Genomic DNA, 18,128 nt, shown 5'->3' on the forward strand with positions numbered 1-18,128 from the left:
GCGAATGTCCGGGCATTTCGGGCGCACCGGAAGAAATTCGGGGCATTCGCGCAAGATCGTTGAGGATCAAGATCAAGTTCATGTCCCGGGTTCGTCGATCTCACCTCCGCTCCTCGCGCGGGAGACCGTTCCGGCCCTGGGGGGCCTCCACTGCCAGGTGAGTGGGGCGACGCATCCTTCGCCGCGGATCGGTCCCTGCTTTACCCTTCGCTCCTGGTCTTTGTTGCGATTGTCCGATTTTCGTGAGGCGCAAGGTCGGCGGTGTATGGATCTTGAAGAGGGAGTGCGGCTCGATGCGGAGAAGTCATCCCGCATCGCCGGCACGATCGCCTTGATCAAGTACCGCTATAACGGCATCGCGGCGCCGATTTCCTTGATCAAGTACCGTCATTACGGCGTGAGAGCGCTTCCCTGCCGGATAGACGGTATTTGATCGAGGCTATCCGGCGCGTCCTGCCGTAATAGCGGTAAACGATCACTCGGGGCAGGATCGCCCCATCTGACGGGAAGGCATGATCAAGTTCCCAAATCCTGCAGAAAGCGGGCCGATTCCGCAGCTCCAGGGAACTCGATCACGCCATGGAGATCCACTACTGCAGAATCCGGGTACTGGATCGAGGCCCAGGGACGTTCCGGACCACACAAGCGACCGGAGAGCCGGTTTCCGGCCGGGCGGCGGGAGACTCGGTCTTGATGGTGGTGACTGTCAGTACCAGCGGTGGAAGTGGTGGACGGGGCCGTGGCCGTGGCCGACGTCGAGGCGGTCGCCGGCCGCGAGGGCGTCGGTCAGGTAGCTCTTCGCGGCGCGGATCGCATCCTCCCAGGACTCGGATCGTGGTCGCAGCGCCGCGATCGCCGAGGACAGGGTGCAGCCGGTCCCGTGGTCGTTGGTGGTGGTGACGCGCGGGGCTGACAGGCGTACGACCGGGGCGCCGGGTGAGGCGAGGTACAGGTCGGGGGAGTCGGGGCCACCGAGGTGGCCGCCCTTGAGCAGGACCGCCGGGCCGTACGCGGCCAGCGCCGACAGCTGTTCCAGCATCTCGGGTTCGGTGGTGGCCTCGGGTACGCCGAGCAGGTCCGCCGCCTCCGGCAGGTTGGGGGTGATCAGGTCGACGACCGGCAGCAGTTCGTCGCGGAGGGCGTCGACAGCCGACTCCAGGAGCAGCCGGTCGCCGCTCTTGGCGACCATGACCGGGTCGAGGACCACTGTGGACGGACGTCGGTCGCGCAGGACGGTCGCCACGGCGGAGACGATGGACGCGTCGGCCAGCATGCCGATTTTGACCGCGTCGACGCGTACGTCGTCGAGGACGGTGTCGAGCTGCTGGGTGACGAAGTCGGCGGGCACGCTCATCACGGCGCGTACGCCCAGGGTGTTCTGCGCCGTCAGTCCGGTGAGGACGGACATGCCGTACGCGCCGAGCGCCGCGAAGGTCTTCAGATCGGCCTGGATGCCGGCGCCGCCGCTGGGGTCGGAGCCGGCGATCGTCAGCACGTTCGGGATCATCGGACGGACTCCGGCGCCCCGGCCCCGGGAGAGGGCGAAGGCGAGGGCGCCCCGGTCCGCGGCGAGGGCGGCCCGAACGGCAGGGCCACCACGAAGGCGATGAGGAACGAGAACAGCGACGCCGACACCCAGCTCTGCGGCGCGAAGTGCAGCAGGTCCCGGATGTGCTTCCACTCCGTGGACCACCAGACGAGCTGGCCCGGGTTCACCAGCTGGTACGCGGCGAACCCCAGAACCCACGGCAGCAGCAGACCGGTCCGGGCCGGCGCGGTGGCCGACGTGTCCCAGGTACGCCAGCCGGCGTACACGAAATAGCGGACGACGAACACCGCGAACAGCGGGACGAAGACGGAGCCGACGAGGTAGAGGAAGTTCTGGAAGGAGGCGATGTCGACGGCGAGCGCGAGCAGCGTCGCGAGCGAGCCGACGGCGACCGCGAGGATGCGGCGGTCCACTCTGGACAGCAGGTTCTGGGCCGAGATGGCGGTGGAGTAGACGTTGGCGAAGCTCTCGTCGAGCTCGCGGACGACGAGGACGCCGAAGGCCAGCCAGCCGGCCGGTACCGCGATGAACGCGCCGAACATGCCGCTCTGCGACGGGTCGCCGGCCGCGACCGTGCTCAGCGCGAGCAGGCCGAGGCCGTAGCAGGCGATCTGGGTCAGCGAGAAGCCGGTGAGCGAGCCGAGGAACGCCCCCCGCTCGGTACGCGCATGCCGCGAGTAGTCGGCGGCCAGCGGGATCCACGAGACGGAGACGGCGATGACGAGGTCGGCGCCGGGCCAGAAGCCGTCCCAGCCGCCGGCCGTCAGCGACGGGTGCGGATGGGTGAGCAGCTGGACGACGAGGTAGCCCATCGCGAGGACGACCGCGACGAGCGCGTAGCGGCGCAGGAGGCGTACGGAGCCGAGGGGGCGCACGGCCATGACGGTCGTCAGGACGCCGGCGAGGACGATGTAGAGCCAGTCGAGCTTCCACGGCAGCAGCTGCTTCGCGGCCGCGGCGATGACGTAGAGCTCGAAGGTCGCCCAGCCGAGCAGCTGGACGAGGTTGAGCGCGGTCGGCAGCCAGGACAGCCGGGCCCCGAACAGGCCGCGCAGCATCACCATCGCGGGCTGCCCGGTACGCGCGCCGGCCGCCGCCGCGAGGGCGAGACCGAGCGTACCGATGAGGGTGCCGGCGACGATCGCGGTGAAGGCGGCCAGGATGGACATGCCCGCGCCGACGACGTAGACCGCGGTGACGGGGCCGAGCAGGCTGATGCCGAGGTTGCCCCAGAGGGCCACGTGATCGAGGAAACCCAGGGTACGCGGCTGCGGGTCGGCCAGCCGCAGGCCGGGTTCCTGCGCGGGCGCCAGAACTGTCATCGCCGTGCCCTTTCTGTCGTCATGAGGCTGTCGGGGGAGGTCAGAGGACCGGCATGCCGGTGGTGGGCGAGGACGCGACCGCGTGCCCGCGGCGGGGAATGCGCCCGGCCCGGTACGCGAGCCGCCCCGCGCGTACGGCCGCGGCCATGGCGGCGGCCATCATCGCGGGATCCTGCGCGCGGGTGACGGGGGAGGCGAGCAGGACGGCGTCGCAGCCGAGCTCCATCGCGAGGGCCGCGTCGGAGGCGGTGCCGATGCCGGCGTCGAGGATCACCGGGACGGTGGCCTCGGCGACGATCATCTCGATGTTGTGCGGGTTGAGGATGCCCAGGCCGCTGCCGATCGGCGCGCCGCCCGGCATCACCGCCACGCAGCCGGTCCGCTGCAGGCGCCGGGCCAGGATCGGATCGTCGTTGGTGTACGCGAACACCTGGAAGCCCTGCGCCACCAGCTGTTCGGCCGCGTCCAGCAGCTCGACCGCGTCCGGCAGCACGGTGTGCTCGTCGGCCACGACCTCCAGCTTGATCCAGTCGGTCTCCAGCGCCTCCCGGGCCAGCTGCGCGGTCAGCACCGCCTCGCGGGCCGTGCGGCAGCCCGCGGTGTTCGGCAGGAACCGCACGTCACGGCGGCTGACGACGTCCACAAGGGACCCTGTCTGGCGCGGATCCGCGCGCCGCATCGACACCGTGCACATCGCGGTCCCCGACGCGTCCAGGATCTCCTCGACCACGCGCAGGCTCGGCGCCCCGCCCGTGCCGAGGACCAGGCGCGACGCCAGCTTCTCGCCCGCCACGATGAGCTCGTCGTCAGCCACCCTGCACCGCCGTCAGCAGCTCGACCGTCACGCCTTCGGTCAGGACCAGCGCCGCCCAGGTCGAGCGCGGCGCCACGGCCCCGTCCACCGCGGCCGCGACCCCTTTGCCGGTACGCGAGACGGTGCCGACGAGGTCCGCCAGGGTGGTTCCGGCGTCCACCTCGCGCGGCTCGCCGTTCACGACGACGTTCATGATGGTCCTCCCTGGGTTCGCGCCTCGGTTCGCGCCTGGAATCGCGCCGGGTCGAAGGGTGTGACGAGGTCCGGCGTACGCCCGGTGGTGATCAGGTCCGCGATCGCGTCCGCGGTCACGGGGGCGAGCAGGATTCCGTTGCGGTAGTGCCCGGTGGCGTACAGCACGCCGTCGGTGGCGGACCGGCCGAGCAGCGGCGCGTTGTCCGGCGTACCGGGGCGGACGCCGGTGCTGACCTCGACGAACTCGGCCTCGCTCAGCTCGGGGACGAGGGTCTGGGCGTCGCGCAGCAGCTCGTAGACCGCCCCGGCGCGCGGCCGCAGGTCGAACCCGGCCTCCTCGCTCGACGCCCCGACCACCAGTTCCCCGTCCGTACGCGGAACCACGTACACGGGATTGCCCCGGACGCTGCCCCGCACGACGTGTCCGAGCAGGCCGGGCGGGCGCCGCAGGCGCAGGGTCTGGCCCTTGACGGGGCGTACCGGCGGCGGATCGGGCAGGCCGTCGATGCCGCCCGACCAGGACCCGGCCGCGACGACCACGACACCGGCCGCGAGGCGGTCACCGGTGTCCAGTGTGACCTCCGTCCCCCCGGCGGTCCCGGCGATCCGGGTCACGCGGGCCGGGATCACGTCGACCCCGAGCCGGGCGACGACTGCTCGGAGCGCGCGTACCAGGGAACGGTTGTCGACCTGGTGGTCCCCGGCCGCGAGGAGCCCGCCGGGCAGGCCCGCCGCGAGCGCGGGTTCGATCGTGCGCAGCTCGCGGCCGGTGAGGACCTCGGAGCGCAGGCCGAGCGAGGCGTGGAAGGCCGCGAGGTCGCGCAGGCCCGCGAGGTCGGCGGCGTCCCAGGCGGCGGCGACGGTGCCGCACTCGCGCAGGCCGACCGCGGACCCCGCGGCGTCGCCCAGCTCGGCGGCGAACGACGGCCAGCGGCGGGCCGCGGCCAGGTTGAGATCGAGCAGCTCGCGGCCCTCGTAGCCGAGCTCGGTGACGGGGGCCAGCATGCCCGCCGCCGTCCACGACGCGCCCGCGCCCGGCGCCGGATCGGCGACGGTGACGCGCAGCCCGCGCTCGGCGCACCGCCACGCGACGGCCAGCCCGATCACCCCGCCGCCCGCGATCACCGCATCGATGGGCACGCCGATCCTCCCTGTCTGGACGCTCCCTGTCCGGACGCCCCCTGTCCGGACGCACCCGTATGGACGCACCGGTATGGGATGAGCAGCTGGGAGGGTGGAACGGCTCCCTGCGCCGGCATTACCCGGATCAGGTTCTACGGTCGGCGGCTCCCAGCTGCCCTCTCAGCCCGGTCTACCGGGCTCCCGTGCGGCCGCAACCATACTCCGCAACGTGTTGCCGGTGGAATGGGGTACCGTCGGCGACCATGGCCACCCCTGGTTCCACCGCTCGTGAGCTGCTCGCCCAGGCCCGGCTCTACCTGTGCACCGACGCCCGGGCCGGTGCGGGCGACTTCGGCGACTTCGTCGAAGCGGCGTACGCGGGCGGCGTCGACATCATCCAATTGCGGGACAAGACGCTCGAAGCTCGCGAAGAACTCGGGTACCTCGCCGTGCTCCGGACCGCAGCCGAACGGTGGGGGCGGCTCTGGGCGGTCAACGACCGGGCCGACGTCGCGTACGCGGCCGGGGCGCCGGTCCTGCACCTCGGCCAGGACGATCTCCCCGTCGCGTACGCCCGCCGGCTGCTCGGTCCGGACGTCCTCATCGGACGGTCGACGCACTCGCCCGCGCAGTTCGACGCGGCGGCCGCCGAGCCGGGCGTGGACTACGTGGTGGCCGGGCCGACCTGGGCGACCCCGACCAAGCCGGGCCGGCCGGCGGCCGGACTGTCGCTGCTCGACCACGCGGCGGCCGTCGGGGCCGGGGACCGGCCGTGGTGGGCGATCGGCGGGATCGAGGACCTGTCGCGACTGGACACGGTGATCGCGCACGGGGCGCGGCGGGTGGTCGTGGTCCGGGCGATCACGCAGGCCGCGGACCCGGCGGCCGCCGCGCGCTCCTTCGCCACCCGCCTGACCTCGCCCGCCTGACCTCGCCTCCCTGACCCCGGTGCGCGCGGCCCTTGATCTCGTTTGGATCAGGGATCGCCACGTAATCTTGGGCCAAGATTCGGGTGATTTCCCTGATCCAAACGGGATCAAGCGGGCGGGCGGCGCCGCGGGGGTGGGGCGCGGGGGCGGCCGCGGGGGTGGGGCGGCGGGTTTGTCAGGCGGTGCGGGCGGGTGTGGGTTGTGCTGGAGCCGGGTGGACGGCGGCGAGGGCTTTCGCGCGGCCGGGCAGGAGGAGCGCGGCCGCCATGCCGGCGTACCCCATGACGGCCGTGGCCACGATCGCCGGGGTGAAGCCGTCCGCGAACGCCCCCGGCGTGCCGAAGACGACGCCGGCGATGGCGACTCCGAACGCCCCGCCCAGCTGGCGCATGGTGCTGAAGGTGCCCGAGGCGATGCCGATGTCGGCCGGGGCCACGCTCGACACCACCGACCGGGTCAGCGCCGGCAGGGCGAACGAGACCCCGATGCCCGACACGATCAGGCCGGCGCCGGCCCAGGCGTACGCGCGGTCGGGCCCGGCGGTCAGGCCCAGCCAGAGCAGGCCCGTCGACAGCACGGCCAGCCCGCCGGCGACCAGGCCGCGTGACCCCCAGCGGTCGGCCAGCGTACCGGCGCGCGGGGCGAGCAGCAGCGGGGCGACACCCCACGGCAGCAGCCGCAGCCCGGCCTCCAGCGGCTGGAGGTGCTGGGCGAGCTGGAAGTACTGCGCCGTGAAGAAGATCGACCCGGTGAGCGCCCCGTTGAGCAGGAACACCGCCGCGTTGCCGGCCGAGAACGCGCGGGAGCCGAACAGCCGCAACGGCAGCATGGGCGCCGGCGTACGCCGTTCCCACCACAGGAACGCGCCGGTGACGGCCAGTCCGGCGAGGCCGAGCGGCCAGTTCGTGCGTACCAGGGAATAGGCCAGGAGGAACGCGGCGAGGGCGGAGAGGACGACGCCGACCCCGTCGAGGCGGACGGCACGGGTGGGCGTGACCGGTACGCGGGCCAGCACCAGCACGAGGGCGACGACCCCGACGGGCACGTTGATCCAGAAGATCCACTGCCAGGCGAGGCCCTGGGTGACGGCGCCGCCGACGACCGGGCCGAGGGTGACGCCGAGGCCGCTGACGCTGCCGTAGACGCCGGTCGCCCAGCCGCGCCGCTCGGGCGGGAAGGCGGCGTTGAGCAGGGAGAGGGCGGCGGGCATGATCGCGGCCGCGCCGGCGCCCTGCACGGTACGCGCGGCCAGCAGCCAGCCGATCGACGGTGCCAGCGCGCAGGCGGCCGAGGCGAGGGCGAACAGCCCGAGGCCGGCGGCGAAGACGAGCCGGCGGCCGAACCGTTCGCCGAGCCCGGCGGCGGTCATGAGGAGCACCGCGAAGCTCAGCGTGTACGCGTTCACGGTCCATTCGAGCCCGGCGAGCGAGGCGCCGAGATCCTTCTGGACGGCCGGCAGCGACGTCGCGACGACGAGCATGTCCAGCACGACCATGAAGGAGGCGACGGAGCTGAGGGCGAGGACCCACATCTGTGTTCTCTTCACACCGGTACTGACACGCAGCGGGCGGGAAACCGGTCGCGCCGCCGGGAGCGACCGGAAACGGCCCGCGGCGGTGTCAGTACCAGTATGGAGATCGTGGAGGACACGTTGGCGCAGATCTTCGAAGCGCACCGGCGGGAGCTGCAGGCGCACTGCTACCGCATGCTCGGGTCGGTCCAGGATGCGGAGGACGTCGTGCAGGAGAGCATGTTCGCGGCCTGGCGCGCGTACGCGGGTTTCGAGGGGCGCAGTTCGGTGCGTACGTGGCTGTTCAGGATCACGACCAACCGGTGCCTGAACTTCCTGCGCGACTCCGCCCGCAAGCCGCTGCCCGGCACCGAGGTGCCGCTGCCGGAGCCGACCCACGTCGGCGAGCCGCTGTGGCTGGAGCCCTTCCCGGATCTGCTGCTCGACGGCGTGCCGGACGCCGCGCCCGGTCCCGACGCGCGGTACGAGGCCAAGGAGGCGATCTCGCTGGCCTTCGTCGCGGCCGTGCAGTACCTGCCGCCCCGCCAGCGCGCGGTGCTGCTGCTGCGCGACGTCCTGGGCTACCGCGCGGCCCAGGTCGCCGAGCTGCTGGACATGACCGAGGACGCGGTCGCCGGGGCGCTCAAGCGGGCCCGCGCGGCGATGCCGCTGCCCGTTCCCGCCCAGCCGGTCGATCCCACGCTGGGCGGGCGCTTCGCCGCCGCCTTCGAGGCCGGCGACATGGCCGCGCTCGTCGGCCTGCTCGCCGAGGACGTACGCCTGACGATGCCGCCACTGCCGGTCGCGTACGTGGGGCGCGCGGTCACCATGGACTTCCTCACCCGCATCGCCTTCCGCGACGACCGGCGTTACCGGCTGGTCCCGGTCGGCGCCAACCGCCAGGTGGCCTTCGGCTGCTACCTGCGCGACGGGTACGCCGGATGCTGGCGGGCGCACGGCGTCCTCGTGCTGGACGCGTCGGGCGCGGAGGTCCGGGCGCTGACGCGGTTCGTCGACAACAGCGTGCTGCCGGCGTTCGGGCTGCCCCGCCGGCTGACCTGAGCGGCGCTCGCGGGTTTCGCGGGGAACACCGCGACGATACGAAATGCCCGATTTGTCGTTCATAGGTTGGGGAGCCGCGGGAGTTCCCCCTATGGAGGCACCTGAATGCACATGAACATCCGGCCGCGCGTACGCGCCCTGATCGCGGTGGGGGCGGCGGCGGCCACCCTCGTCGTCGGGCTCATCGCCGTGGCCGCACAGAACGGCCAGCCGCGCGCGGCGTGGGCCGACTCCGTCATCAACATCAACCCGGGCAACGTCCCCACCACGGCCGACGCGTCGGGCGTGACCCATCAGTGCGACGCGAACCAGGGTGGCGGCCCGTTCGCGGGGCAGGACGTCTGGGTCTTCGTCCTGCCCGGCAACCACGCCACCTCCGGCGACTTCGTGTCGCTGACGGCGTTCTTCGGCGTGAACGGCTCGGTGACCATCACCGCGGCCGGCGACCCGGGCAGCTTCTCCAACGGCGGCCCGGCGACCTCGAAGGCGTGGATCGTCACGCCGAAGGGCTGGACGCTGACCGGGGCGACCGCCACGATCACGGGTACCGCGAGCTTCTTCAACCTGACCCACACGTGCCCGGGGACCAGCGCGTCGCCGTCGCCCAGTGCGTCGCCGTCCGTCTCTCCGTCCGCCTCGCCGTCTGTCTCTCCGTCGGCGTCGCCCTCGGTGTCCCCGTCGGCTTCTCCGTCGGTCTCGCCCTCGGCGTCCCCGTCGGCCTCGCCGTCTTCGTCCCCGTCGGTGTCCCCGTCGGCTTCTCCGTCCGCCTCGCCGTCGGCGAGCCCGTCCCCGTCGCTGTCGCCGTCCCGGTCGCCGCGGCCTTCGCTGTCGCCCAGCCGGCACCCGCACCCGTCGCCCAGCCACCACGGCTACGGCGGCTACGGCCCGCCGAACGACGGCCCGAACATGCACTACCGCTTCTTCATCTGGCCGTAGTTCCCCGCTTTCACCGTATTTCCGGACTGTCAGACTTCACATAGACGAGACGCCCGTCGCGGTACGCGGCGGGCGTCTCGCGTACGCCGGTCAGCCGCGGCCGGTCACCGTGGCGAGTACGCCCGTCGACGCCGCCCAGTCGGTCGACACGATGCTCGCGTGGGCCGCCGCGAGCAGGGCGATCCGCGCCTGTGCCTGCGCCGTCGTCGGGTTGGTCGCGTCGATCGCGGGGGCCACGCCGGACGCGTCCGTCATGTTCAGCAGGTAATGGTGCGAGTCGTACCAGGACGTGTCGATGCCGGCGGCGTACGTGGCGGCGTCTCCGTCGAAGAAGACGAACCAGGGCCGGATGTCCGCCTCGCCGAACCGCGTACGCGGATCGCCGGCCGCCGCGTCCAGCACGGCCGGGAAGGCGGCTCCCGCTCCGGCGTGGTCGCGCAGGTAGCGGCCGTACTCCACATCGGTCGGCAGGGTGTCGAAGGGATTGCCGCGCTCGACCGTCCCCGGGATGATCTCGAAGACGAACCGGCCGGCCATCGCCGAGCGGGCCGGCCAGTTGTCCGCCGCGGCGGCCGCGTCGAGCGTCGCGTACCGGGTGCCGTCGGGCTTGGCCAGCAGATGCGCGGGCGTGAAGAGGGCGCTGCCGAGCTTGGCGGTCAGCAGCGCGTCGAACTCGGCCGGCCCGAGCCCCTTGTTGGCCTCGAAGCCGATCTTCAGCTCCACCTTGACGACCACCGGAGCGTGCCCGGGATGCGCGTCGTGCCAGAGTTTCAGATCGGTCAGGCAGGTGTCGAGCTTCTGGTTCACCGAGCCGGTGTAGAGCTGCGCCGCGGTCGAGGCCGCCGTGCAGTTGTTGGACTGGCCGAGGAGTTCGTGGTTCACCCGCCACTGCTTGACGGGGAACGTGTCGGCGTAGACGTCCAGCTCGATGAGGCCGGCCCCGGTGTCCAGCGCCTGCGCGAGATGGGCGAATTTGGCCTTGTCGTAGGTGTTGTGTACGCCGACCGCGGTCGTGTGCGCGTACCCGGGGGTGTCTGCGGCGGCGGGGACGGGCGGGGCGAGGACGGCCAGCGTGCCCACGACGGCGATGGCGGTCGATGTTTTCCAGCGCATACCGGTGACCGTAAGATAGATTCTCGACGATCAATAGACGCGGGCGTGAATCCATCGTGACGGGTCGGCGGTTGCGTGGGAGTGCCGCAGGCTTCCCGCCGGGGTACGTGTCGCGGGGTTCCCGGCTGGGTAAGGGCGGGAAAATGGAGAAGGCGTACGTCGTGACAGGTGGCGGCCGGGGTGTCGGCCGTGCGGTGGTCGAGCGGCTGCTCGCCGACGGTGCGGCCGTGGTGGTGATCGAGCGGGACGCCGCGCCGCTCGAAGGATGCAAAGCGGTCGCGGTGATCGGCGACGCCGCCGACGAGACCGTCACCGAGCGGGCCGCCGAGCTCGCCGGGCAGGCCGGTACGCTCGCCGGCTGGGTCAACAACGCGGCGGTGTTCAGCGACGTGTGGCTGCACGCGGTGTCGCCCCGGGAGATGCTGCGCCTGATCGGGCGCAATCTCGCCCCGACCGTGGCCGGCAGCGCGACCGCCGTGCGGCATTTCCTCGCCCAGGAGACGCCGGGCGCGATCGTCAACGTCTCGTCACACCAGGCGCAGCGGCCCGTACGCGGCGCGATGGCGTACGCGACGGCCAAAGCGGCGATCGAAGGGCTGACCCGGTCGTTGGCCGTCGACTATGGACAGAACGGGATCCGGGCGAACGCGGTCGCGCTCGGCTCGATCGTCACCGAGCGCTACGAGGTCTACCGGTCCGGCCACTCCGACGCCGACGAGCAGATGCGCCTGCTGCACCCGCTCGGCCGGGCGGGCTCGGCGGCGGAGGTCGCGGACGTGATCGCGTACCTGCTGTCGGACGGGGCGGGCTTCGTCAACGGGGCGATCGTCCCGGTCGACGGCGGGCGCGCGGCCCAGGGCCTCGATCCCGAGGCCCGCTGACCCTGCCCCGAGACTTCCCCCGGCCGGCTCCCGGCCCGGAGAGATCCCGCTTGGATCAGGTAGACCACCCGTTCTCGCGGCCGGGATTCGGGCGGAATCCGTGATCCAAGCGGGATCTCGGGGGACTGGAAAGCCGTCTGCGGGGCCGGAAGGCCTCAGCGGCCGAGGATCTCCTTGACCCGGGTGGTCGTCAGGTTCAGCTCCTTGCTGCCCTGCGTGATCTCGTCGTTCGACTTGTTCATCTTCGTCGCGTCCACGTGGTCGGCCCCGTCGACGCAGTCGTGCGCGCCCTTGGCGTACAGGACGAGGGCCGCGGACCAGTGCTTCTGCGCCTCGGCGTCGGGCATGGCCCGGTACTTCTGCGCCTTCGTGACGTCGCCGCCGAGGGCGGTGCAGGCCGCGCTGACCCCGGGGATGTCCGTGGCCGTGGCCGCCTTCGCCACCTGGCTGAAGTCCTTGCCGAGCGCGTTGAGGTGCTTGCTGCCGCCCTGGGCGTACCAGTCGGCGATGGCCTGCGCCAGCTCGGGATTCGCCGGATCGGCGGCGCGGGCGCCCGCCCCCGTTACGCCCACCAGGGCGGCGGCGAGTACGCCGCCGGCCAGCAGCGCCTTCAGTCGGATCATGGAATCGACCTCCCCCAGGGCGACGAAACACTGACCTCGCTCATGGTACGCGCACGATCACCGTCGGTATCCGGTCCTGCTGGAGTTGTCAATGTTCCGTTGACTATGCTGGGCCGCATGCCGACGCCAGCTCCGCATCGCACAGCCCCCGATCGCACGGCCCTAGATCGCACAGCCCCCGATCGCGTAGTCCTCGACCGCAGAGCCCTCGATCTGGTGGCCCTCGCCGACGTGGCCACCGCGCGCGGCCGGCTCGACGCGGCCGAGCGCCGGATCATCGAAGCCGCGCGGGCGAACGGCGCCACCTGGGCGGAGATCGCGACGGTGCTGGGATTGACCTCACGCCAGGCGGCCGAGCAGCGCTGGCGCCGACTGTGTCAACGGACCATTGACGCCGGCGTGCTGGACGAACTGCGCCTGGCCGTACGCGCGGCCGCCCGCCTGCTGCCGCCCGCCTCGCCGGATCACCGGCTGAACCTGGCCGCGGCGACCCTGCGGGCGGCCCGCGACGCCCCGGCCGGAGCCCTGTACGCCCTGGCGGCACAAGCGATCCGCGACGTCGAGCCGCTGCTGGCGGAGCCCGGCCGAGGCGGACTGGAGCCCGGACCGGCCGCCGCGCTGGACGCCCTGTCGGCCACCCTCGCCGCCGCCCGCCCCTGACGCCCGCCCGCGATCTCCTGCCGCCCCGCCCTGCCCTGCGCCGCCGCCCCGACTTCCGACGATCTTGCGCGAATGCCCCATTTTTTGCGGCTTTTGCCGGTAAGGCCCGGACATTCGCGCAAGATCGTCGAGGAGGTGGGTCGAGGAGGTGGGTCGAGGAGGGTGGGGTTGAGGAGGGGTTGACGGGGAGGGGTGCGGCCCCTAGGTTGAGCCGATGGCGCTCAAGTCAACCGGCTGGGTTCGTGATCCGCAGGCCCGGCTGTTCGTCGGGGTCTCCCTCGCCTCGGGATTCGGCGGCAGCGCCCTCTCGCTGGCCGCCCCCGTCTGGGTGCTGGCCCTCACCGGATCGAGCGCCCTGGCCGCCCTCGCCGGTTTCTGCGTCTACCTGCCGACCCTGGCCGCGCCCGTGCTCGGCGCGGTGGTGGACCGCGTACCGCGGCGGGCGTTGCTGATCGGTACGCATCTCGTGCTCGCCGCGATCCTGCCGCTGCTGCTGTTCGTCCACACTCGACAGGACGGCTGGCTCATCTTCGCCGTGATGCTCTGCTGCGGCACCGGTTACGTGCTGGGCGACGCCGGTGAGTCGGCTCTGCTTCCGGCCGCGGTGCCGGCCGACGAGCTGGGCGGGCTGAACGGCGTACGCATGAGCGCGCAGGAGAGCATGAAGATCGTCGCACCGCTGGCCGGGGCCGGGCTGTTCGCGTGGGCGGGCGGCGGAGCCGTGGCCGTGCTGAGCGCCGCCGCCCACCTCGTGTCCGCCTGGTGCTACACCCGCGTCCGGCCGGTACGCGTACCCGGGTCCCCGGCGGGCGACCGGCGTGTCCGGGACGGGATCAGGCTGTTGTGGTCCGACCGGGAGATCCGGGTGCCCGTCCTGGTCGCGGCCGTCGCCGTGCCCGTGTCCGGCCTGGTGACCGCCGCGTTCTACACCCTCGTCACGCACGGGCTGGGGCGGCCGGCCGCGTTCGCCGGCGTACTGGCGTCGGTGCAGGGGATCGGTTCGGTGGCGGGCGGGCTGGCGGCCGGCCGGATCATGGGGCGGCTGGGCGAGGCCCGGTTCGCCGTCGCGGGCGTCCTCGTGTGCGCCGTCGGCCATGCGCTGCGGGCGATTCCCGTGCTGCCCTGCGCGATCGGGGCGAACCTCCTCGCCGGGATCGGTCTGCCGTGGACGGTCGTGGCCGCGTTCACCGCCGTCCAGCGGCGTACGCCGGCCGGCGCGCTCGGCCGCGTCTCGGCGTCGGCCCTCACCCTGATCTTCGCGCCGATCGCGGTCGCCACGCCGCTCGGCGCCGGGCTGGAGAGCGTCCTGGACTACCGGATCGTCATGCTGCTCGCCGCTCTCCTCACGGCGACGTCGGCGCTCCTGCTGCGGATAACGCCGGAAAACAGATGTATGGAAGGGAAACAAGCGGTTAACGACCCGATGACGGAATCCCTGCCATCCTGAGGAGTTTTCGGCCCGACCGGCCACTGGCGCCTTGCCGTAGCCCTGCTCTCTCATTGACAATGGGAGATGCGCATCACTGCAGGGAGCGGCCATGGCTGACAGCAGGGCACGGGTGATCGTCGGGGTCCACGACTCGCTGCCCGGCCTGCGCGCCTTGCGCCGGGCCGTCGCCGAGGCCCGCAAGCGGGAGTGCGTCCTGCACGCCGTCCGCGCCTGGACCGCCCCCGCCTCCGGCTACGCGCCGATGCTGCGGGTCTGGGCGCTCGACTGCGACGACGCCGCGCAGCAGGAGATCTGCCACGCCTTCGACACGGCCATGGGCGGCCTTCCCGGCGACCTCGACATGCGCTTCGTGACCGTCCAGGGACTCGTCGGTCCCGCCCTCGTCGAGTACGCGCGCCACGACGACGATCTGCTCGTGGTGGGAGTCGGCCGCGACGGTTGGTGGCGGCGGCTGTTCGGCCGGCACACCGCGGCCTACTGCGTACGCCGCGCGGTCTGCCCGGTGCTCGTCGTGCCGCCGGACGAGCTGTCGGACCGGATGACCCGGATCAGCTTCCGCCAGCTCAACCGGGAGGCCGCCCGGCTGGCCGATCTGCGTACGCAGCAGAAGCACGGCTGATACACCGCCCGGCACCCGGCCGCGGTGGTAGAACTACCGGGTGGGCATAGTCACGCCGGGTTTCACCGGGCGCCGCCGATCCGACGTCAACCTGCCGCCGGGCCAGTACCTCACCGAGGACTTCCCGGTCCTGTCGGCCGGTCCGACGCCGCGCATACCGCTCGACACCTGGGAATTCGTCATCGTCACCGAGACCGGGGAGAAGCACACCTGGTCGTGGGCGCAGCTGATGGCGATGCCCAGCGAGGACGTCACCGTCGACATCCACTGCGTCACCAAGTGGTCCAAGCTCGGTACGCGCTGGCGGGGCGTACCGGTGTCGGCGTTCTTCGACGAGGTCGAGACGGCCGCGGACTTCGCGATGGCCGTCTCCTACGGCGGCTACACGACCAATGTGCCGCTCGACGACCTGCTCGACGGGCAGGCGTGGGTCGCGTACAAGTTCGACGACGACGATCTGGCGCCGGAGCACGGCGGCCCGGCCCGGCTGGTCGTGCCGCACCTGTACTTCTGGAAGTCCGCGAAGTGGGTGCGCGGCCTGCGCATGATGCTCGAGGACGAGCCCGGTTTCTGGGAGACCGCCGGCTACCACGACTACGGTGACCCGTGGCGCGAGCAGCGGTACCAGGGCGATTGAGCCGCCTCGCCTGGCGCGTCGCGTACCTGCGGGAGGTACGCGACGAGACGCCCAGCGCCCGCACCCTGGTCCTGGACGTGCCCGGCTGGCCGGGGCACCTGCCGGGCCAGCACGTCGACGTGCGCCTGACCGCGCCCGACGGCTACTCGGCCCAGCGCAGCTACTCGATCGCCTCGGCGGCTGACGGCGATGCTGCCGACGGCGAGGCGGCCGGCGGCGACACCGTCGAGCTGACCGTGCAGCGCGTACCGGACGGGGAGGTGTCGTCCTATCTCGCCGGTCCGTACGCGGTCGGCGACCCGGTCGAACTGCGCGGCCCGGTCGGCGGCTGGTTCGTCTGGCGGCCCGCCGATCTCGCTCCCGTCCTGCTGATCGCCGGCGGTTCGGGCGTGGTGCCGCTGATGTCCATGATCCGGGCCCGGGCGGCCGCCGGGAGCAGGATGCCGTTCCGGCTCGTCTACTCCGCGCGTACACCGGAGGACGTGCTGTACGCCGAGGAGCTGAAGCGGCGTGCGCTGAGTGACCGCGGACTGGATGTGTCCTATGTGTACACGCGGCGGGCGCCGGACGGGCACGGGCGGCCGGCGGGCCGGCTGACCGCGGTGGACCTCGCCGAGTGGGGCTGGCCGCCGGAGTTCGAGCCGGCCGTGTTCGTGTGCGGGCCGACCGGATTCGTCGAGGCCGCCGCGGACCTGCTCGTCGACGCGGGCCACGACCCGCGGCGGATCAAGACCGAACGCTTCGGCCCCACCGGAGGGTGACCTGACCATGGCATTCACTGAGACGTTCACCGACGGCAACGCCCTGGCCGGGCCGCTACGGGAGATCTTCGCCCTGGAGATGACCTCGGCCGACGGCCGCTGCGTCACCTGCGGGCGCACCGGTCCCGTCGCCGACCTGCGGGTCTACGGCCACGAGAACGGGCCGGGCCTGGTCGCGCGCTGCCCCGGCTGCGAGGAGATCGTCCTGCGGCTGGTCGTCACGCCCGAGCGCGTCTGGCTCGACCTGCGCGGCCTGGTCTCGCTCGCCGTCATCCGCTGATCCCCTGGGTACGCGGTCATCGGGTACGCCGGGCGTGCAGGGTCGCCGCCCGCCGGGTGAGATACCGCTGCTCGGGTACGCTGGCCGTCCGCGCGGCCGCCGCCCGGTAGTGCCGCTCGGCCGCGTCGGGATCGCCGGCGAGTTCGTGCAGGTGCGCGCGGACGGCGTCGAGCCGGTGGCTTTCGGCGAACCGCTCGTCCAGGCCGTCGACGAGCCGCAGCCCCTCGGCCGGGCCGTGGACCATCGCCGCCGCGACCGCCCGGTTGAGCGTGACGACCGGGTTGCCCGTCATCCGTTCCAGCAGCCCGTAGAGGGCGAGGATCTGCGGCCAGTCGGTGTCGCGGACCGAGGGGGACCGGTCGTGCAGCGCGGCGATCGCGGCCTGCAACTGGTACTCCCCGACGGCACCGCGGCCGATCGCGGCGTCCAGGACGGCCGTCCCCTCGGCGATCCGGGCCCGGTCCCAGCGGTCGCGATCCTGCTCGGTGAGGGGGACGAGTTCGCCGTCGGCGTTGGTACGCGCGTCCCGCCGGGCGTCGGTCAGCAGCATCAGCGCCAGCAGGCCGGCGGTCTCCCCGTCGCCGGGGACGAGCCGGTCGAGCATCCGGGTCAGCCGGATCGCCTCGCCGGTCAGGTCCGCACGCACGAGGCCGGTCCCGGCGGTGGCCGCGTACCCCTCGTTGAAGATCAGGTAGAGCACGTGCCGGACGGAGCGCAGCCGTTCGGGGCCGTCGGCCGGCGGCAGTGGGAGCCCCTTGATCTTCTGCTTGGCCCGGCTGATCCGCTGGGCCATGGTCGCCTCGGGGACGAGGAACGCGCCGGCGATCTCCGCCGTGCTCAGGCCGCCCACCGCGCGCAGGGTCAGGGCGATCGCCGAACCCGGGGTCAGGGCCGGGTGGCAGCACAGGAACAGCACCGTGAGCGTGTCGTCGACGGCGTACGCGGGCCCGGCGACGTCCCGCGTGGCGGCCATGATCTCGCGCTGGCGGCGGGCGGCCGCACTGCGTACCTGGTCGAGGAGTTTGCGGCCGGCGGTCTGCAGCAGCCAGCCCCGCGGGTTCGCCGGCACGCCCTCGCCCGGCCAGTGCGTCGCGGCCGACAGCAGCGCCTCCTGCACGGCGTCCTCGGCCGCGTCGAAGTCCCCCGACCGCCGGGCGAGCACGCCGAGAACCTGCGGCGCCAGCTCGCGCAGCAGGTCCTCGATCGGCGTACCGGCGTGGGTCACAGGTCCGGATGCAGGTCCGTGAAGTCGGCCGGGCCCATCAGCCGGCGTACGCGGATCGGCTGCTGCAGCGGCACACCGCCCGGACCGGGCACCGCCGACAGCTTCGCGGCGATCTCGATCACCCGCTCCTCCGACTCGACGTCCACCAGTTCGTAGCCGGCGAGCATCTCCTTGAACTCGGCGTACGGGCCGTCGGTGACGACCGGGGCGCTGCGGCCGTCGCCGACGACGGTCCTGGCCTGCTCGGGACCGGTGAGGGCGTGGTTGGCCAGCAGTTCGCCGTTGGCCCGCAGCTCGTCGTGCAGCGCGCCGTAGTAGTCCATGTGCGCCTTGATCTCGTCGGGCGCCCATTCGGTCATCGGGGTGTCGACGACGCCCGGGTTGTAGTCGACGATCAGAAGGTACTTCGTCATGATCTTCCTCCTCGGTGGGTTCCGGAC

At 72.5% G+C, this 18,128-nt stretch carries 21 protein-coding genes and 1 riboswitch; of the genes, 11 read left to right on the plus strand and 10 right to left on the minus strand.

Annotation, left to right across the window (positions count from 1 at the left end; translation table 11 throughout):
* Positions 1-265 precede the first annotated feature (265 nt).
* The gene (locus G401_RS56555; RefSeq protein ID WP_157546826.1) at positions 266-433 is read left to right on the plus strand and encodes a hypothetical protein; all 168 of its coding nucleotides are present in this window, start codon (positions 266-268) and stop codon (positions 431-433) included.
* A gap of 273 nt (positions 434-706) precedes the next feature.
* Here G401_RS56555 and thiD read toward each other — a convergent pair whose 3' ends face one another.
* From thiD to thiO, 5 genes are read right to left on the minus strand one after another with little or no spacing between them, the layout of a single operon-like run.
* Complete coding sequence (gene thiD / locus G401_RS0141415; protein WP_027347134.1) at positions 707-1,507, minus strand: bifunctional hydroxymethylpyrimidine kinase/phosphomethylpyrimidine kinase; 801 nt, start codon at positions 1,505-1,507, stop codon at positions 707-709.
* Positions 1,504-2,871: a purine-cytosine permease family protein gene (locus tag G401_RS51905; RefSeq protein ID WP_051367984.1), complete on the minus strand. Its 1,368-nt coding sequence runs from the start codon at positions 2,869-2,871 to the stop codon at positions 1,504-1,506. The genes thiD and G401_RS51905 overlap by 4 nt, the downstream gene beginning before the upstream one ends.
* Before the next feature lie 40 nt (positions 2,872-2,911).
* Entirely contained in the window at positions 2,912-3,685 is a 774-nt protein-coding gene (locus G401_RS0141425; protein ID WP_027347135.1) for a thiazole synthase, read from the minus strand.
* Positions 3,678-3,878, minus strand: coding sequence for a sulfur carrier protein ThiS (gene thiS, locus G401_RS0141430; RefSeq protein WP_027347136.1), 201 nt, complete (start codon positions 3,876-3,878; stop codon positions 3,678-3,680). Before thiS ends, G401_RS0141425 begins: the two co-directional genes overlap by 8 nt.
* Positions 3,875-5,020 (minus strand): glycine oxidase ThiO, encoded by a 1,146-nt coding sequence (gene thiO, locus G401_RS51910; RefSeq protein ID WP_245602089.1) that lies wholly within the window; start codon positions 5,018-5,020, stop codon positions 3,875-3,877. The genes thiS and thiO overlap by 4 nt, the downstream gene beginning before the upstream one ends.
* An 87-nt stretch (positions 5,021-5,107) precedes the next feature.
* Positions 5,108-5,217: riboswitch (TPP riboswitch) on the minus strand.
* Between the two features lie 48 nt (positions 5,218-5,265).
* Between thiO and thiE the strand changes: the two genes are divergently transcribed.
* Positions 5,266-5,931 carry a thiamine phosphate synthase gene (thiE, locus tag G401_RS0141440; protein ID WP_027347137.1) on the plus strand — a complete coding sequence of 222 codons (666 nt, stop codon included), beginning with the start codon at positions 5,266-5,268 and terminating at the stop codon, positions 5,929-5,931.
* Between the two features lie 175 nt (positions 5,932-6,106).
* On the opposite strand, the gene G401_RS0141445 is transcribed toward thiE, so the two are convergent.
* Positions 6,107-7,477, minus strand: a complete 1,371-nt coding sequence (locus G401_RS0141445; protein WP_027347138.1) for an MFS transporter — start codon at positions 7,475-7,477, stop codon at positions 6,107-6,109.
* A gap of 84 nt (positions 7,478-7,561) precedes the next feature.
* Here G401_RS0141445 and G401_RS0141450 point away from each other — a divergent pair, with 84 nt between their 5' ends.
* Complete coding sequence (locus G401_RS0141450) at positions 7,562-8,503, plus strand: RNA polymerase subunit sigma-70 (protein WP_027347139.1); 942 nt, start codon at positions 7,562-7,564, stop codon at positions 8,501-8,503.
* Positions 8,504-8,608: 105 nt separating this feature from the next.
* Positions 8,609-9,439, plus strand: coding sequence for a hypothetical protein (locus G401_RS53970; RefSeq protein WP_157546827.1), 831 nt, complete (start codon positions 8,609-8,611; stop codon positions 9,437-9,439).
* Positions 9,440-9,529: 90 nt separating this feature from the next.
* Here the strand turns inward: G401_RS53970 and G401_RS0141460 are convergent, their stop codons facing one another.
* Positions 9,530-10,552, minus strand: a complete 1,023-nt coding sequence (locus G401_RS0141460) for a Ca2+-dependent phosphoinositide-specific phospholipase C (RefSeq protein WP_051367986.1) — start codon at positions 10,550-10,552, stop codon at positions 9,530-9,532.
* A gap of 143 nt (positions 10,553-10,695) precedes the next feature.
* On the opposite strand from G401_RS0141460, the gene G401_RS0141465 reads away from it, so the two are divergent.
* On the plus strand, positions 10,696-11,433 hold the full coding sequence (locus tag G401_RS0141465) for an SDR family NAD(P)-dependent oxidoreductase (RefSeq protein ID WP_027347141.1): 738 nt from the start codon (positions 10,696-10,698) through the stop codon (positions 11,431-11,433).
* Positions 11,434-11,588: 155 nt separating this feature from the next.
* Here G401_RS0141465 and G401_RS0141470 read toward each other — a convergent pair whose 3' ends face one another.
* The gene (locus G401_RS0141470) at positions 11,589-12,056 is read right to left on the minus strand and encodes a hypothetical protein (protein ID WP_027347142.1); all 468 of its coding nucleotides are present in this window, start codon (positions 12,054-12,056) and stop codon (positions 11,589-11,591) included.
* Positions 12,057-12,173: 117 nt separating this feature from the next.
* On the opposite strand from G401_RS0141470, the gene G401_RS51920 reads away from it, so the two are divergent.
* From G401_RS51920 to G401_RS0141500, 6 genes are all read left to right on the plus strand, one after another.
* Positions 12,174-12,716, plus strand: coding sequence for a hypothetical protein (locus G401_RS51920; RefSeq protein WP_157546828.1), 543 nt, complete (start codon positions 12,174-12,176; stop codon positions 12,714-12,716).
* A gap of 214 nt (positions 12,717-12,930) precedes the next feature.
* The gene (locus G401_RS51925; protein ID WP_064741969.1) at positions 12,931-14,163 is read left to right on the plus strand and encodes an MFS transporter; all 1,233 of its coding nucleotides are present in this window, start codon (positions 12,931-12,933) and stop codon (positions 14,161-14,163) included.
* A gap of 91 nt (positions 14,164-14,254) precedes the next feature.
* Entirely contained in the window at positions 14,255-14,785 is a 531-nt protein-coding gene (locus tag G401_RS51930) for a universal stress protein (protein ID WP_084558175.1), read from the plus strand.
* A 40-nt stretch (positions 14,786-14,825) separates the two neighbouring features.
* Positions 14,826-15,422, plus strand: a complete 597-nt coding sequence (locus G401_RS0141490; protein ID WP_027347143.1) for a sulfite oxidase-like oxidoreductase — start codon at positions 14,826-14,828, stop codon at positions 15,420-15,422.
* Complete coding sequence (locus G401_RS0141495; protein WP_245602091.1) at positions 15,419-16,183, plus strand: ferredoxin reductase; 765 nt, start codon at positions 15,419-15,421, stop codon at positions 16,181-16,183. The genes G401_RS0141490 and G401_RS0141495 overlap by 4 nt, the downstream gene beginning before the upstream one ends.
* Before the next feature lie 7 nt (positions 16,184-16,190).
* Positions 16,191-16,463 (plus strand): DUF6510 family protein, encoded by a 273-nt coding sequence (locus G401_RS0141500; protein ID WP_034594728.1) that lies wholly within the window; start codon positions 16,191-16,193, stop codon positions 16,461-16,463.
* A gap of 16 nt (positions 16,464-16,479) precedes the next feature.
* Here the strand turns inward: G401_RS0141500 and G401_RS0141505 are convergent, their stop codons facing one another.
* Positions 16,480-17,688, minus strand: coding sequence for an RNA polymerase sigma factor (locus tag G401_RS0141505; protein WP_027347146.1), 1,209 nt, complete (start codon positions 17,686-17,688; stop codon positions 16,480-16,482).
* The gene (locus G401_RS0141510; protein ID WP_027347147.1) at positions 17,685-18,101 is read right to left on the minus strand and encodes a YciI family protein; all 417 of its coding nucleotides are present in this window, start codon (positions 18,099-18,101) and stop codon (positions 17,685-17,687) included. The genes G401_RS0141505 and G401_RS0141510 overlap by 4 nt, the downstream gene beginning before the upstream one ends.
* Positions 18,102-18,128 lie beyond the last annotated feature (27 nt).

The sequence above is a fragment of the Hamadaea tsunoensis DSM 44101 genome (assembly GCF_000428945.1).
In the GTDB taxonomy this organism is placed as follows: Bacteria; Actinomycetota; Actinomycetes; order Mycobacteriales; family Micromonosporaceae; genus Hamadaea; species Hamadaea tsunoensis.